This window comes from Frankia sp. BMG5.60, assembly GCF_059428125.1.
Genome location: NZ_CM182091.1, coordinates 741,403 through 756,958, shown reverse-complemented (window position 1 = coordinate 756,958; position 15,556 = coordinate 741,403). Strand labels below are relative to the sequence as shown.

The 15,556-nt window shown below is 73.5% G+C and carries 14 protein-coding genes; 10 read left to right on the top strand and 4 right to left on the bottom strand.

The window, feature by feature from the left end:
• Positions 1–204: 204 nt before the first annotated feature.
• On the bottom strand, positions 205–1,419 hold the full coding sequence (locus AC5R91_RS03240; protein WP_495395603.1) for a CaiB/BaiF CoA transferase family protein: 1,215 nt from the start codon (positions 1,417–1,419) through the stop codon (positions 205–207).
• Positions 1,420–1,891: 472 nt separating this feature from the next.
• Here AC5R91_RS03240 and AC5R91_RS03235 point away from each other — a divergent pair, with 472 nt between their 5' ends.
• The 7 genes from AC5R91_RS03235 to AC5R91_RS03205 all read left to right on the top strand — a co-directional run bounded on the left by AC5R91_RS03235 (position 1,892) and on the right by AC5R91_RS03205 (position 7,507).
• Entirely contained in the window at positions 1,892–2,509 is a 618-nt protein-coding gene (locus AC5R91_RS03235) for a nuclear transport factor 2 family protein (protein ID WP_495395602.1), read from the top strand.
• The gene (locus tag AC5R91_RS03230; protein WP_495395601.1) at positions 2,506–3,258 is read left to right on the top strand and encodes an SDR family NAD(P)-dependent oxidoreductase; all 753 of its coding nucleotides are present in this window, start codon (positions 2,506–2,508) and stop codon (positions 3,256–3,258) included. The genes AC5R91_RS03235 and AC5R91_RS03230 overlap by 4 nt, the downstream gene beginning before the upstream one ends.
• On the top strand, positions 3,242–4,132 hold the full coding sequence (locus tag AC5R91_RS03225; protein WP_495395600.1) for an SDR family NAD(P)-dependent oxidoreductase: 891 nt from the start codon (positions 3,242–3,244) through the stop codon (positions 4,130–4,132). Before AC5R91_RS03230 ends, AC5R91_RS03225 begins: the two co-directional genes overlap by 17 nt.
• A gap of 9 nt (positions 4,133–4,141) precedes the next feature.
• The gene (locus tag AC5R91_RS03220) at positions 4,142–5,023 is read left to right on the top strand and encodes an LLM class F420-dependent oxidoreductase (protein ID WP_495395599.1); all 882 of its coding nucleotides are present in this window, start codon (positions 4,142–4,144) and stop codon (positions 5,021–5,023) included.
• Positions 5,020–6,027 (top strand): SDR family NAD(P)-dependent oxidoreductase, encoded by a 1,008-nt coding sequence (locus AC5R91_RS03215; RefSeq protein ID WP_495395598.1) that lies wholly within the window; start codon positions 5,020–5,022, stop codon positions 6,025–6,027. Before AC5R91_RS03220 ends, AC5R91_RS03215 begins: the two co-directional genes overlap by 4 nt.
• Before the next feature lie 104 nt (positions 6,028–6,131).
• Positions 6,132–6,944, top strand: coding sequence for a class I SAM-dependent methyltransferase (locus tag AC5R91_RS03210; protein WP_495395597.1), 813 nt, complete (start codon positions 6,132–6,134; stop codon positions 6,942–6,944).
• 71 nt (positions 6,945–7,015) lie between these two features.
• A complete protein-coding gene (locus AC5R91_RS03205) occupies positions 7,016–7,507 on the top strand; it encodes an NUDIX domain-containing protein (protein ID WP_495395596.1) in 492 nt (163 codons plus the stop codon).
• Positions 7,508–7,820: 313 nt separating this feature from the next.
• Here AC5R91_RS03205 and AC5R91_RS03200 read toward each other — a convergent pair whose 3' ends face one another.
• Positions 7,821–9,470, bottom strand: coding sequence for a TetR/AcrR family transcriptional regulator (locus tag AC5R91_RS03200; protein WP_495395595.1), 1,650 nt, complete (start codon positions 9,468–9,470; stop codon positions 7,821–7,823).
• Between the two features lie 239 nt (positions 9,471–9,709).
• Here AC5R91_RS03200 and AC5R91_RS03195 point away from each other — a divergent pair, with 239 nt between their 5' ends.
• From AC5R91_RS03195 to AC5R91_RS03185, 3 genes are all read left to right on the top strand, one after another.
• Complete coding sequence (locus AC5R91_RS03195; RefSeq protein WP_495395594.1) at positions 9,710–10,537, top strand: mycofactocin-coupled SDR family oxidoreductase; 828 nt, start codon at positions 9,710–9,712, stop codon at positions 10,535–10,537.
• An 89-nt stretch (positions 10,538–10,626) separates the two neighbouring features.
• Positions 10,627–12,126, top strand: coding sequence for an aldehyde dehydrogenase family protein (locus AC5R91_RS03190; RefSeq protein WP_495395593.1), 1,500 nt, complete (start codon positions 10,627–10,629; stop codon positions 12,124–12,126).
• The gene (locus tag AC5R91_RS03185; RefSeq protein ID WP_495395592.1) at positions 12,119–13,699 is read left to right on the top strand and encodes a class I adenylate-forming enzyme family protein; all 1,581 of its coding nucleotides are present in this window, start codon (positions 12,119–12,121) and stop codon (positions 13,697–13,699) included. Before AC5R91_RS03190 ends, AC5R91_RS03185 begins: the two co-directional genes overlap by 8 nt.
• A 24-nt stretch (positions 13,700–13,723) precedes the next feature.
• Here the strand turns inward: AC5R91_RS03185 and AC5R91_RS03180 are convergent, their stop codons facing one another.
• Together AC5R91_RS03180 and AC5R91_RS03175 are read right to left on the bottom strand one after the other, a co-directional pair.
• Complete coding sequence (locus tag AC5R91_RS03180; RefSeq protein ID WP_495395591.1) at positions 13,724–14,953, bottom strand: ABC transporter substrate-binding protein; 1,230 nt, start codon at positions 14,951–14,953, stop codon at positions 13,724–13,726.
• A 263-nt stretch (positions 14,954–15,216) separates the two neighbouring features.
• Positions 15,217–15,513, bottom strand: a complete 297-nt coding sequence (locus tag AC5R91_RS03175; RefSeq protein ID WP_495395590.1) for an acyl-CoA synthase — start codon at positions 15,511–15,513, stop codon at positions 15,217–15,219.
• Positions 15,514–15,556: the final 43 nt, after the last annotated feature.

The window sequence follows — 15,556 nt, the reverse complement described above, 5'->3', positions numbered from 1 at the left end:
TGGATACCTCGTGGGGCTCGGCGGGAGGCGCCGTGGGCGCCCCGCGGGGATGACGGAGCAGTACGTGCACGTGCGGGCACGGCGGACGCGGTGCGCCCGCCGTGGGGCCGATCCGGCGTGCGGCCGATCTGGCGTGGGGCCGATCCGGCGGTGGTGGCAGCGGCGGGCCGGGCGTGCGTATGCCGCCCGGCCCGCCGTGGTCGCTCAGGAAGTGGCGCCGTTTTCCTTGAACTCGATGATCTTGTCCCAGTCGTACCCGAGCTCGAGGAGGATCTCCTCGGTGTGCTGGCCGTGCTCGGGGGCGGCGGTGAGTTCGAGGTGCTTCTCGTCGAACTGCACCGGGCTCGCCGCGACGGAGAACGTGTTGCCGTTGCCGTCGGTGATCTTCGGCAGGTAGCCGTTGGCCTGGACCTGCGGGTCCTGGTGCAGCTCGGGGGCGGTGCGCACGGGGTCCCAGACGCCGTCGAAGTCGGCCAGGACCTTTTCCCAGTGCGACAGCGGCGCCGACTCGAAGGTTGCCCGCAGCTCGGCGATGCACTCGCGCCGGTTGGCGAAGCGGACCTTCGCGTCGCTGTACCGGGGGTCGTCGATGAGGTCGGTGCGGCCCAGGCGGGTGCAGAAGTCCGCCCAGAAGCGGTCGGCCTGCAGCAGCACCACCGCGAGGAACCGTCCGTCGCCGGTGCGGTAGAGGTTCGCGACCGGGTTGGGCATCTCCTCGAGGTGGAACTTCGGGATCGGGGCGCCGGTGACGCCCGCCCCGACGATGTCCGGGGCGAGCTGCCAGATCGCGGCGGCCAGCAGGGACACGTCGACGACGGGCGCCTCGCCGCTGCGCTCGCGACGGAACAGCGCCGCGGCGATGCCGCCCGCGAGCGCGAAGCCGCCGTAGGTGTCACCGAAGGCGGGCCGCTGCGGTGCCGGCCAGTCGCCCTCGTTCGGGATGAGCGAGTCGCCGATGCCGCCGCGCGACCAGTAGGCGGCCATGTCGTAGCCGCCGCGGCCGGCCTGCTCCCCGCGCGAGCCGTAGCCGTGGCCGCGCGCGTAGATGATCTTCGGGTTCCAGGCGCGGACGTCGTCGACGTCGATGCCGGCGCGGGCGCGGGAGTCGGGCAGCAGGTTCGTCACGAACACGTCCGACTGCTCGACCAGCTTCCGCAGGATCTCGCGGCCGGACTCGCTGCCGATGTCCAGACCGAGGCTGCGCTTGCCGCGGTTGGGCTGCTCGATGAAGTGGTTGATGTTGCCGGCACCGGCGACGACGCCGGAGCTGATCAGGCCGCGCTGCGGGTCACCCGTGACCGGGTGCTCGATCTTGACGACGTCGGCGCCCCAGTCGGCGAGCACGGCGCCCGCCGACGGGACGAACGTCCACGTCGCCACCTCGACGACCCGCACGCCGGCCAGGATGTCCTGCTTCATCGGATGTCCTGCCTCATCGGCTCCGGTCTCCTCGAACAGTTCGATGTCCATACGGATGGATCTATGGGCGTGCTGCGATCTACAGAAAGTGCTGGGTCTACCGGGTGTGCTGGGTCTACCGGGTGTGCCGGTGATGCTCCGAAGTCGGAACGGCCGGCCGTGGCGGCGGCGAGACCGGTCCGGATCCCGGCGGCGGACGCACGCTGATCACCACACCCGACGGCCCCACCGGTCGAGCATCCTGCATGTTGACATGACCGTCAAACGTCGCTCCAATGACGTTGGCGAGGCCAGCGGCGGTCTCCCGTGGAGGTGGGCGAGCGATGACGACGGACATTCCCGACTTCCGAGGCCAGGGAACTGCCCGCGTACTGTCCGCCACCGGGCAGCTCGGGGGCCGAGCACCCGCCAAATCTGTCGCTCCCGTCAACATCGTCGGTCCCGCTGCCCGCGACGCGCGCCAGGCCTGCCGGTGAGCGCGCTGACGGGCGGGCCGGCCACGGCCGCGGACGAGGCCGCCATCCGTCGGGTGCTGCTGGAGTACTGCCGCGGCATCGACCGGCTCGACCTCGAACTGGTCCGCGGCTGCTACTGGCCGGAGGCGACCGACCGCCACGGCCCGTTCACCGGCACCCGCGACGAGTTCATCGACTGGGTCGGCCCGCTGCTGGGCCGCCAGACCATGACCATGCACCATCTCGGCAACGTCCTCGTCGACATCCCCGCCGGCCACGACGTCGCCGACGCCCATGTCGCCGTCGCCGAGAGCTACGGCGTCGCCTACCACGCGGGCGAACCCGCGGGTGACGTGCGGTGGAACTACGCCGCGGGCTTCCGCTACGTCGACCGGTTCGAACGCCGCGACGGGCGGTGGCGCATCGCCGACCGGATCACCGCCATCGAGTGGGTCCGGCCCTGGGACGCCGACCGCGACCGGATCACCAAGTTCGGCGAGCACCTGCCGCGCCGCGACCGCACCGACCCGCTCTACGCCACCCAGGAGGCGGCGGCAGTGCAGGAAACAGCTGTGCAGGAAACAGCAGTGCAGGAATCGGCTGTGCAGGAATCGGCCGTGCGGGGATCGGCGTGAGGCTGGCCGAGACCGTCGCCCTGGTGACCGGCGCCGGGCAGGGCGTCGGGCGCGGTGTGGCGCTGGCGCTGGCCGCCGAGGGCGCGGCCGTCGCGGTCGTCGGGCGGACGCTCGCGAAGTGCGAGGCCGTGGCGGCCGAGATCGTCGAGCGGGGCGGGCGGGCGATCGCCGTGCAGGCCGACGCGGGGGTCCGCGCCGACGTGGACGCCGCCGTCGCCGCGGTGCGCGCCGGGCTCGGTCCGGTGACTAGCCTCGTCAACGTCGCGCAGACCACCCGGTACGGCTCGATCCGCCGGCTCACCGAGGACGACCTGGACGCCGTCTGGCAGTCGGGGCCGGTCGGGTCGCTGCGATTCATGCAGGCCTGCTTCGACGACCTGCGGGCCAGCAAGGGCAGCGTGGTCAACTTCGGCTCCGGCAGCGGGCTGACCGCCCGTCCCGCGATGGGCGCCTACGCCGCGGTCAAGGAGGCGCTGCGGACGATGAGCCGCGTCGCCGCCGCCGAGTGGGGCCGCTACGGCATCCGGGTCAACGTCGTCTGCCCGCTCGCCGACTCGCCCGGCTTCGAGAGCTGGACCGCCGACCTGCCCGACGCCGCGGCCAGTCTGGCCGCCCAGGTGCCGCTGGGCCGACTCGGCGACGCCGAGATCGACGTCGGCCGCGCCGTGGTCTTCCTCGTCGGCCCGGACGCCCAGTACATCACCGGCACGACGCTGATGGTCGACGGCGGCTATGACTACCTCCGGTGAGCCGACCGGCCGCGCCGGCGCCCAGGGCCCGTTAGCCGGCGGTCCGCTGGCCGGCGAGGTCGCGCTGGTCACGGGCGCGGGTTCGGGGATCGGCGCGGCCAGCGCCCGCCGGCTCGCCGCCGAGGGCGCGGCGGTCGCCGTCACCGACCTTGCCGGTGCGTCGGCGCAGCGGGTCCGCGACGAGATCGTCGCGGCCGGCGGGCGGGCGGTCGCGCTCGCCCTCGACGTCGTCGACGAGGCCGCCGTGCGCGACTGCGTCGAACGGGTCGCGGCCGAGCTCGGTCCGATCGGCATCCTGCACAACAACGCCGCCGCGACCGCGCTGTCCGGCGGCGGCGGCGACGCCGAGGTGCTGACCATGACGGCGGACCTGTGGGACGCGACGATGGCCGTCAACGTCCGCGGACCCATGCTGCTGGCGCGCGCCGTGCTGCCCGCGATGATCGCCGCCGGGCGCGGGTCGATCGTCAACACCTCGTCGGGGGCCGCCGCGGCCGCCGAGCACCTGCGCCCGGCCTACGGCGCGTCGAAGGCGGCGCTGGAGTCGCTGACCCGCAGCATCGCCACCCGCTACGGCCCGGTCGGGGTGCGCTGCAACGCCGTCGCCCCGGGACTCGTGCTGACCGACACCGTGCGCGGCCCCGGCCGCGGGCTGCGCCGGATGCGCGCCGTGTTCGCCGCCCACACCCCGTCCCCGCTGGGCACGCCCGACGAGGTCGCCCGGGTCGTGGCGTTCCTCGCCTCCGACGCCGCCCGCTACGTCAACGGGGTCGTGCTGCGCGTCGACGGCGGGATGGGCGCCGCGCAGCCCTACCTCGCCGACCTGCTCGGCCGCCACGCCGCGGTCGAGGACGCCCCGACCGTGCTTTCCTGAGGAGTCTCCATGAAGTGGGGCATCGTCTTCGCCAGCACCGGGTTTCCCGACCCCGAGGACGCCGTGGCGCTCGCCGTCGCGGCCGAGCAGGCCGGGTTCGAGTCGCTGTGGGCGCCGGAGCACGTCGTGCAGTCGCGCCGCCCCGACGCCACCCCGTACCGCGGCGTCACCAACGGCAGCATGGACCGGCTGTCGCGGCGCGGCGGCATGCCCGACCCGCTGATCTGGCTGACCTACGTCGCCGCCGTGACCACCCGCATCCGCTTCGGCACCGGCGTGCTGATTCTGCCGGAGCACCAGCCGACGGTGCTCGCCAAGACCGCCGCCACCCTGGACCATCTCTCCGGGGGCCGGCTGATGCTCGGCATCGGCGTCGGCGAGCTACCCGAGGAGTACGCCGCCGTCGGCATGGAGTTCCGCAACCGGGGCCGGCGCATGGACGAGTACATCGACGCCATGCGGGTGCTGTGGCGCGACGACACGGCGACCTTCGCCGGCGAGTACGTCAGCTTCGACCAGGTGGAGTGCCGGCCGTGGCCGGTGCGCCGGGCGATCCCGCTGTTCGTAGGCGGGGCGTCGGAGGCGGCGATCCGCCGCGCGGCGACCCGCGGTGACGGCTACTTCCCGTTCGTCTTCCCCGGCCAGGACCCGCTCGTCGAGCTGCCGAAGCTGCTCGCCCGGGTCCGCGAGGAGACCCGGGCGGTCGGGCGCGATCCCGACGCCATGGAGTTCACCGCGGGCGGGGCGCGCAACGTCGAGGAGGCGAAGGTCTACGCCGACTTCGGCGTCCACCGGCTCACCGTCGCCGTGCGCGGGCGCACGATCGCCGAGATGCTCGACGACGTCGCCCGCCTCGGCGACGAGCTCGTCATCCCGACGGCGGACCTGTGACCGCGGCCGACGTCCCCGCGCCACCGTCCACCGGGCCGGCCTCGTCGACCGGGTCGGAGCTGTCTTCGGGGCTGCTGTCGTTCACGGGGCGCACCGTGCTCGTCACGGGGGCGGGGCGCGGAGTCGGCCGGGCGCACGCGCTCGCCTTCGCCGCCCGCGGGGCCGCCGTCGTCGTCAACGACCTGCCCGATCCCGCCGGCGATCAGGCGGAGGGGGCCGAGGCCGTCGTCGCCGAGATCCGCCGGGCCGGGGGCAGGGCCGTCGCGCACCTCGGCGACGTCGCCGCACCGGGGGTCGCGGGCGCCCTGGTCGAGCGCGCGCTCGCCGAGTTCGGCGGGGTGGACGTCGTCGTGGCCAACGCCGGCATTGACCGGATCGTGCGGCTGCGCGAGGTCACCGCCGACGTACTGACCGAGTTCTTCCGGGTGCACGTGCTGGGCACCTGGGCGCTGTGCTCCGCCGCCTGGCCGCACCTGGCGCAGCAGGGCTACGGGCGGATCGTGACGACGACCTCGGCCGCCGGCTACTTCGGCCTGGCCGCCGCGCTGCCGTACACGGTCGCGAAGGGCGCCCTGCACGGCCTGACCCAGACGCTCGCCCTCGAAGGCGCCCGGCGCGGCATCACCGTCAACGCGGTCGCGCCGTTCGCGGCGTCCCGGCTGGCCGCCGACCGGACCAGGTCGCGGCCCGAGATGTACGCCGCGATCGAGCGGGTCGCCCCGCCGGCGTCGGTGGCCGCCGTGGCGCTGTGGCTCGCGCACGAGTCGACGACCGTCACCGGCCTGGCCTTCGAGGCCGGCATCGACGCGGTCGGCCGGATCGCCGTCGCCACCGGCGACGTCCTCACCGTCGACGGCGCGCTGACCCCCGAGGACGTCCGCGCCGGCGCGGCGCTGCTGACCGCCGGCGAGGTGACCGTCCCCGACCTCGGCGCCGCCGACCGCCCCCTGACCCGCCGCCTCACCGAACGCGCCGCCGCGGCCGCGATCAACCGGCCTACCTGACGATCCTGCGCCCCTCGCGAGGGACTGGCGAAGTACTGCTGCCCTGACGCTCGGCTGATTCGATCCGGGACCGGGAGGGGCACGGTCGCTCGAGGGATGGCGTTATGGCTGGTCCGGACCGGCGTGACCTTGGTGACGTGTTCAACGAGGTGGCGCAGCTGTACGACCGTGTGCGGCCGGGTTATCCCGAGGAGCTGTTCGCGGATCTCGTCTCGCTCACGGCGATGGAGGAGAGGTCGTCGGTGCTCGAGGTGGGATGCGGCACGGGGCAGGCGACACGATCGCTGGCGGCGCTCGGCTGCTCGGTGACCGCCGTCGAGCCCGGTGCGGACCTGGTCGCGCTGGCCCGCCGCCGGCTCGCTGCCTTCCCGAACGTGACCATCGAGAGGTCGACGTTCGAGGAGTGGGACGACCGCGGGCGGCACTTCGATGTTCTCGTAGCGGCGTCGGCGTGGCACTGGGTCGAGCCCTCGGTCGGGTGGCGGCGGGCCCACAAGGTGCTGCGCTCCGGAGGATGGATGGCGTTGGTGGGCAACGTCGTCGTTCGCCGTGAGGGGGAGCCGGAGGTGTACGCCGAGACCGCCGATCTCCACGAGCGCTTTTCGCCCGGCAATCCTGACTGGGGTCATCCATCCGGCGAGGACGAGGTGCGCGGGACCGGTGACGGCTGGGGTCTGGTTCGCGATCCCGGCGACCTGTTCGGGCCAACGATCGTGCGCTGGTACCCGACGGTGCAGTGGTTCGACGGGGATGGCTTCGCCGATCTCCTGCGCTCGCTGTCGCCGTACCGAAGGCTCGCCCGTGACGTCCGAGAGCCGCTGCTCGACGCGATCGCCGAACGCATCCGCACGCGGATGGGTAACGGGGCGTCACGTCGCTATCTGAGCGTTCTCCGCCTTGGGCAGCGCGCTGAGTGAACCAGGACTTCCTGATGGCGGAATCTGCTTCTGCCGGTTGCTCGCCTCGTGGGTCTTTGATACTGACCGGCGTGAGTGATGTGGATCGGGTGCCTCTCTGCGCGGATGACGACGGGAACCTCCTGGAGGCGTTTCACGAGGTCGACGAGGGCACTGACCTGCTCGACGCGCCGCTGCCCGCCTCACTGGTCGCGCTGTGGAGCAGTGACGGTCGGCTGTTGCTGGTGTTCGACCGTCATCGGCAGTGTTGGGAGCTGCCAGGAGGGCGGATCGAGGCGGGGGAGGCGCCCCGGCAGGCGGCGGTACGTGAGCTCCGCGAGGAGACGGGATACCAGACAGCGGATCTTCTCTTCGCGGGCATCGCGCGGTTCATCCTGGGGGGCGAGCGGAGGATCGAATACGCGGCGGTGTACGCCGGACACGCCATCGCGGGCAGCCCGTTCACCCCGAACGGTGAGATAGCCGCGATCATCTGGTGGGACGGCGCCGCACCGCTCCCCGGTCGCGTGCAGCCCATGGACGTGTGCCTGGGGCGGCTGGCACGAGCCGCCGTGCTGGGCTGATCTCCGCCTGCTTCGCCGCCCCATGGCGTGATGCCTTCGAGACGGCAGGCGTACGCCTCGGCGCGGCTACCGCCGCCGGCACCCTGAGCCGAGGGCTGCGCGCGGTTCTCGCCCACACGGTGATTTTCCACTGGAACAGGCTCGGCCTACCCGCCATCACACAGGCTGTCCTCGCCCATGCAGCGGCCAGCGCGTGCATTCCCGGGGAATGACCTATGGACCTGAGAGGTCGAGCCGGGTGATCGGGTGGGGTGGTCAGGATGCTCGTGGATCGCTTGGGTGGTCCGGCGGTCCCGGGGCGTGAGAGGGGGGATCAGTCAGGGCAGGTGGATTCCGCCCGTCCGTTGGTGACCGTCGCGTCCTGCAGGCCGAGGACGCCGCGGGCCATCAGCAGGGTCAGGCAGTGCAGCACCTGCTCGCGGGTGAGCACCGGGTGGCGCAGCCAGGCGTTGTAGGGGAACTCGGTGAGCACCGTCCACAACACGATCGTCATGGTGGTCGGCGTTGTGTTGGTGGGCGGCGACGCGGTGGGCCAGGGGGTCGGCAGGCGGGCGACGACGTCCTCGAGGTGGAGGCGCACCGCGCGGGCCAGCGGCCACAGCGGCGGGTTGTCCAGGATCTCGCAGGTCCAGATGTGGAACACGGTGCCGTGCCGCTCGACGATGCGCAGCCAGTCGTCGAGCCAGCGCGTCAGGTCGTCGACGGTGACCACGGCGAGCAGCGCGTCGAAGTGGTCGCAGATGTGCACCGCGGCGCGGTGCGCCAGCGTCGTGAAGATGGCCGTGCGGTCCGTCCAGTAGCGGTAGAAGGTTCCGTGCGCGACGCCGGAGCGGGCGATGATGTCGTTGACGCTGGTGCCGGCGAGCCCGCGCTGCTCGAAGGCCGCGACCGCCGCCTCGGCGATCGTCTCCACGGTGGAGCGCCCCCGACCGGTGACGGACCTGCGCAGCCCCGGCGGCAGCGGCGCGTCCCGCTGCGCGGGGACCCTGCCGGGCAACGGGCGCCCGGCGCCGTCAGTGCCGGCGGAAGCGTTAGATCCGGCGGTGCCGGCAGAGTCGTCGTCAGGTCCGGCGGTGCCGGTGGTGCCGTCAGGACCGACGACACCGGCGGCGCGGGCCAGCGCGGCGAGATCCGGCCGAGGGACGGGGCCGGCGGGGGACGGGCCGGGGGAGCGCGGGGTCGGCTCGCAGAAGCGGGGGGCCGGTTCGGGAGCGGGGAAGAACGAGCGGTGGATCATGCCGGCGAGGGCGTCGTGCAGCGCCTCGTCCTCGTCGGGGTGCCGCGCGATCCTGCCGCGGGCGTCGGAGACGATGTGCGTCCACTCCACGATGCAGATCAGAGCGACGGACAGCGCGCGGGTGTCCACCCCGCCGGTGTCGGCGCGGGCCAGCCGCGGCGGGAGGCTCGCGGCGATCACCTGCAGATACTCCTCGGACGGGTTGTCGACGGCCGTGTTGTCGACGGCCGCGTTGTCGACGAGGGCGGCCTCCGCCGCGGGCAGCGGCCATTCCGCGAACACCGGTGAGTGGCGGCGCAGCACGGCGCCGAGCTCGCCCAGCCAGGACCGGAACACCGCGAAACCCGCCGGTCCCGCGCTGAGCACCGGCAGCCGCTGGAAGTGGTCGACCAGGTCGACGCCGAGCTCCTCGAAGAAGATCCGGAAGACCTCCAGCTTGCCGCGGAAGTACTGGTAGAAGGCCGCGTCGGAGCGGCCGGTGGCCTCGGCCACCGCCTGGACGCTCGTGCCGTGGTAGCCGCGTTCGACGAACAGCCGCCGGGCCGCGGCGATGATCTCCTGGCAGGCGCGGGCGCCCTCCGCGCCGATCGCCTGGCTGGCCGGATACGGCGCACGTCGTCGCCGCGGCAGCCACGTTTCCCCGTCGGCGGCGAGGGCGTCGGCTGTGGGGGAGTCGGCGGCGAGGTCGTCCTGGCGAAGCGCGGGAAGCGGATCGGGCCTCGCCAATCCGGCCTCCCCTTGGGCCTCGCCGCGACGGGTGGTTCCCGGACGGTGACTCCGGCATCGCATTGCGTGTGCAACGAGTGTATGTGGAGGCGCATTCCGCCAGGTCGCCAGGCGTCTGGGGTGCGGCGCCGGTAATCGGGACCCACCCCGGGGTTTCGAAATGACAGGTGTCTTACTAGTGTGATGGCTCACAGGCGGGCCGGTGGTCCGCGGCCGACAGACGTGAGAAGAGAGCATCCATGGGCTTGTTGGACGACCGGGTCGTGTTCATCACCGGAGCGGCGCGCGGGCAGGGCCGCTCGCATGCGGTGACGTTCGCCGAGCAGGGGGCGAACATCGTCGGCGTCGACATCTGTCGCGACCTCGAAGCCGTGCCCTACAAGCTGGGCACCGCCGAGGACCTGGCCGAGACGGCCCAGCTGGTGGAGAAGGCCGGTGGGCAGATGCTCACCGCCGAGGCCGACGTGCGCGACAAGGCCGCCCTGCAGGCCGCCTTCGACGCCGGGGTCGAGCGCTTCGGCCACATCGACACCGTCCTCGCCAACGCCGGAGTCATCCTCAGCAACAGCGACGAGCGCGACGCCGACGAGGCCCTGCGCCTCGGCATCGACATCATGCAGATCGGCGTGTGGAACACCTTCCAGGTAGCCATCCCGCACCTGATCGAGCGCGGCCAGGGCGGCAACCTCGTCGCCACCAGCTCCATGGCCGCGCTGCTGCCGCTCACCGACGGCCGCGGCGGGTCCGACGCCTACGGGATGGCCAAGAACGCCGTCATCGCGCTGGTCCGCTCGTACGCGAACTGGCTGGCCCCGCACCGCATCCGGGTCAACGCGGTGGCGCCGACGAACTGCGCGACGCCGATGGTCACCGAGAACCCGGCGCTGTTCGGCGTGATCGAGGCAAACCCCAACCTCGTCAACGCGATGCAGACGATGCTGCCCGACCTCCCCTTGATCGAGCCCGGCGACGTCAGCCAGGCCATCCTGTTCCTCATCTCCGACGCCGCCCGCTCCTTCACCGGCAGCCTGCTCAAGGTCGACGCCGGCATGGACGTCCGTCGCTAGCACGGGCGACGGCCAGGCCCGGCCGCCCGCTCACCCGATCGGATCACCGCCCCCCGGCGTGGTGGAGGCGGAGGACTTGCGGAGGACCCATGACGAGCGTGACCCCCACCACCCCCACCGCTCCCGCCGTGGTCGGCGAGGCCCGGATGCTCATCGACGGCCGGCTGGTCGAGGCCACCGGCGGCGCCGTCTACGACAACGTCAACCCGGCCACCGAGCAGGTGCTGGGCCAGACCAGCGACGCCGCGGCCGTCGACCTGGACGCCGCGATCGCCGCGGCGCGCCGGGCCTTCGACGAGTCGGCCTGGTCGACCGACCGGGACCTGCGCCGCCGCTGCCTGACGCAGCTCCAGCAAGCACTCGAGGGCGAGCGTGAGGCGCTGCGCGCCGAGCTCGTCGCCGAGGCCGGCGCGCCCGTCGCCGTCACCGGCATCGCCCAGCTCGACTGGCCGCTAGCCGACGGGCTGCGCGCCCCGCTGGAGCTGATGGACAGCTTCCCCTGGGAGCGGTCCCTGCCGGACACCCACCTCATGGGCACCAGCCACCGGGCCGTCTGGCAGGAGCCGGTCGGCGTGGTGGCGGCGATCGTGCCGTGGAACTTCCCGTTCGAGGTCACGATCAACAAGCTGGGCCCGGCGCTGGCGACCGGGAACACTGTCGTGCTCAAGCCCGCGCCGGACACGCCGTGGAACGCCACCCGCATCGGCCGGCTCATCGCCGAGCAGACCGACATCCCCCCGGGCGTCGTCAACGTGGTGCCCTGCTCGGACAACGCCGTCGCCGGCCAGCTCCTCGTCGACCCGCGGGTCGACATGGTGTCGTTCACCGGGTCGACGGGGGTCGGCCGCCTCGTCGTGGAGAAGTCGGCGGCGACGATGAAGCGCACCCTGCTCGAACTCGGCGGCAAGTCGGCGATGATCGTCCTCGACGACGCCGACCTCGCCGCGGTCCTGCCGCTGGCCGGGTTCGGCGCCTGCCTGCACTCCGGGCAGGGCTGCGCGCTGCTCACCCGGGTGCTGCTGCCGCGCGAGCGCTACGCCGAGGGCGTGGAGATCCTCGCCGGGGTGATCGGCGCCCTGCCCTACGGCGACCCGACCGATCCCGCGAACCTCGCCGGCCCGCTCATCAACGCCCGCCAGCGCGAGCGGGTCCTCGGCTACATCGAGGCCGGCCGGGCGCAGGGGGCGCGGGTCGTCGTCGGCGGCGGGCGGCCCGAGCACCTGCCGCACGGCTACTACGTGCAGCCGACGCTGCTCGCCGACGTGGACAACACGATGACCGTCGCCCGGGAGGAGATCTTCGGGCCGGTGGTGTGCGCGATCCCGTTCGACGGCGAGGCCGACGCGGTCCGCATCGCCAACGACAGCCCGTACGGCCTGTCCGGCGGGGTGTACTCGGCGTCGGTCGAGCGGGGGCTGGGCGTCGCCCGGCGCATCCGCACCGGCAGCATCAACGTCAACGGCGGGATGTTCTACGGCTCCGACGGCCCCTACGGGGGCTTCAAGCAGAGCGGCCTGGGCCGGCAGGGTGGCCTGGAGGGCTTCGCCTCCTACACCGAGGCCAAGACCGTCGGCTACGTTGGTGCCTGACCCGGACGTCGGCGTGGGCGGCGGCGAGGTGGGCGTCGGCGGCGTGGACAGCGTCGGCGGCGTGGACGGCGTGGACAGCGTCGGCGGCGTGGACGGCGTCGGCGTCGGGGTCGGCGGGGGCTGGCTGGAGCGCGTCTTCGCGGTGCACGCGGGCAGCGCCCGCCCGGCGGTGCTCGACGCCGGCGGTGCGGTCAGCGGCGCCGAGCTCGTCGGGCGGGCGACGCACGCCGCCGAGTTCCTCACCGGGCTCGGCGTGCCGGCGGGAACGCCGGTGCCGGCACTGCTGACCAGCAACCCCGACGCGCTGGCGCTGCTGCTCGGCGGGGCGGCGGCCGACCGTCCGGTCGCCCCGCTCGGCCCCCGGCTGACCGCCGCCGAAATCGCCGGACCGCTGCGCGCCAGCGGTGCCGGCGTCCTGCTCACCGAACCAGCCTCGGCCGCCGTCGCCGCGCAGGCGGCGGCGCTGGCCGGGGCGCGGGTGGTACCCGTGCCGGCGATGCGGGCGTCGGGCGCGGCCCCGCCGGTGCCCCGCGGACCGGTCGCGCTGTACCTGCACACCTCGGGCACCACCGGGGCGGCCAAGCGGGTGCCGGTCACCCAGGAGGTGCTCGCCGCGCGCACCGAGCTGCTGTCCGGCCTGCTCGACCTCGGCCCGGACAGCCGCTACGCCACCGGCTCGCCGCTGCACCACATCGGCGGGCTCGGCAACACGCTCGTCGCGGTGACCGTCGGCGCGACCGTGCTGCCGACGTCCCGCTTCACCCACCGGTGGTGGGCCGGCCTGGCCGACCAGGGCGCCACGCACTGCCAGCTCGTCCCGACGATGATCGAGATGCTGCTGGCGGAGGGGACGCTCGACGCTGTCCCGCTGCGCACCCTGATCTACGGTGCGTCGCCGATCAGCCCGGAGACGCTGCGCCGGGTGCAGACGGTGCTGCCCGGGGTGCGTCTGGTCAACCTGTTCGGCCAGACCGAGGGCAGCCCGCTGACCTGCCTGACCCCGGCCGACCACGACCGGGCCGCGGCCGGCGCCCCCGACCTGCTCACCACCGTCGGGCGGCCGGTCCCCGGGCTGCGGCTGCGCATCGACGACCCGGACGACGCCGGGGTCGGCGAGGTGTTCGCCGCCGCGGCGCACCTGAGCGTGCACGCCGCCGACGGCTGGCTGCACAGCGGCGACCTCGGCTTCCTCGACGACGACGGCTACCTGCACCTCGTCGGCCGGCGCAACGACATGATCGTGCGCGGCGGGGAGAACGTGTACCCGCTGGAGATCGAGCACACGCTCGTCGAACATCCCGCGGTGGCCGACGCCGGGATCGTCGGGGTGCCCGACGCCCGGCTGGGGGAGACGCTGGCCGCGTTCGTCGTCCCCGCCGACCCCGACCGCCCGCCGCCCGTCGACGAGCTGCGCCAGTTCGTCCGCGACCGGCTGGCCGGGTTCAAGGTGCCCGCCTACTGGTACGTCGTGGACGCGCTGCCGCTCAACGCCGCCGGCAAGCTCACCCGCCCCGCCCTGCGCGCCCGCCACGACGCCGCGACGGCCGCGACCGCCGCCAGCACGTCGCCGTAGCGCGCGGGCGGGTACGGGCCACCGTCAGGAGCCGGTGGTGGCGGGCAGCTCGTGGCCGCAGAGGTTCTCGCGCACGACGCTGAAGGCGTCACCGGTGCGGTTCGCCTGTACGAACGACCAGCAGGTGGTCTGCTTGCCCCGGTCGCGGCCCACGTCCATCGGCTGGATCAGCCCCCCGGCGTCGTAGTCGTGCACCGCGTTCAGGGCGTTGACGAAACCCTCGCGGGTCGGGCAGGCGCCGGCCTCGGTCAGCCCGCGCAGGAACAGGTCGGTGTCGATGTAGGCGATCATCGACAGTTCCTGCTGCGGGTTGGGGACCTGCGGGGCGTAGCGCGCCATCGCCGTGCGGTAGTTCGCGATCGCCGGGCCGCCGGCCTCGAACGGGCGGTAGAACACCGGGACGGTCACGCCGGCCAGCGCGCCGCCGGAGTCGTGCAGGAGCTGGGTGTCGTAGCCGCTGACCGACAGGATCACGCGCAGGTTCACCCCGGCGGCGCGGACCGCGGTCAGGACCGCGGGCAGGTCGGGGGCGTTGATGACGGTGAGCAGGGTGTCGGCGCCGCTTTCGGCGATGCGCCGGGCGACGGACGCCGGGTTGTCCGCGTTCGCGGTGTAGGCGATCTCGCCGACGACCGGGATGCCGGCGGCCTGGGCGCTCTGGGTCATCTTGGCGCTGGTGTTGCCGACCCCGGCCGACAGCGCGGTCCGCAGCAGGATCGCCTTCGTCCCGCCCTGCGAGCGCAGGAACGTGCCATACGTGTCGGTCGCGGCGCCGGTGGTGGAGGAGAACGAGAACATGCTGCGGTACTTCGCCCAGACGTCGCCGGTGGCCAGCCCGCCGACCGGGACACCGTGGTCGGCGAGGTACTGGGCGCTGCCGTCGGCGGCCAGGGAGTACTCCAGGACGCCGAAGACTCCTCGTCGCTCGACCAGGTCGCGGGCGGCGACGCCGTTGGACCCGGGGTCGCCCTGGTCGTCCCGCCAGTCGTAGACGATCTTGCGTCCGTGGATGCCGCCGGCGGCGTTCGCCTGGCCGATGCGGGCGTCGACCCCGGCGCGGGTGGCGGCCAACGAGGCCGCCGTCGGCCCGGAGTCGGGATAAAGAAGCCCGAGCCTGACCTCCGACGAGGTCACGCCCGGGCTGTCACAGGGTCCCGCCGACGACGCCGCCGGGGACGAGCACGCGCTCGCCCCCGCGGCGACTAACGCCAGCATCGCGGCGGCGCTGGATAACGATAAGGAACGGCGACGCATGGTGACCCCCGTGGGAACGGTCAGGGAAGGGAAAGGAGGAACTGCGGGGAAGGGAGAAGGAACGGCGGTCGACAGCGTGGGGCCGCCCGTGCCGGCCGGTGCGCGTGGCCCGCGCCCACCACCCGCCCCGGCGTCGACGGTGCCTGGCTCCGGACTGTCACAGCATCCGGGCCGCGCCGCCGGCCGGGCGGGGGTCGCCGCCGCTCACCGGGCAGGCGCAGCCCCCGCGACGGGACGGCCCTGCCCGGGGACCTGGAGCGGTCTCAGCTCTCGTAGCGGGGGGTGCCGCGGTAGCCGAAGAAACGCTCGAAGTTCTCGTCGTTGATCGGCCGCCGCGAGTTGCGCTCCTGGGCGTCGCGCAACGCCGCGAGCCGGGCACGCTCGCGCCCGACGCGCTCGGCGTCCACCGGCTCGGCCCCTTCCAACTCGGTGACCAGGATGGCTTGCGCCTTGATCTCCTCGGCGAGGCGTACCGCCACCTCGCCGTAGGTCAGCAGATCCTGGTCGTCCTCGTCCTCGCGCTGCGGGACGGCGGCGGGGTTGGATTCTGCGTCGGTCATGCGTACACCGTCCTTTCTGCGATCCTCGCGGGGGACCGTAACC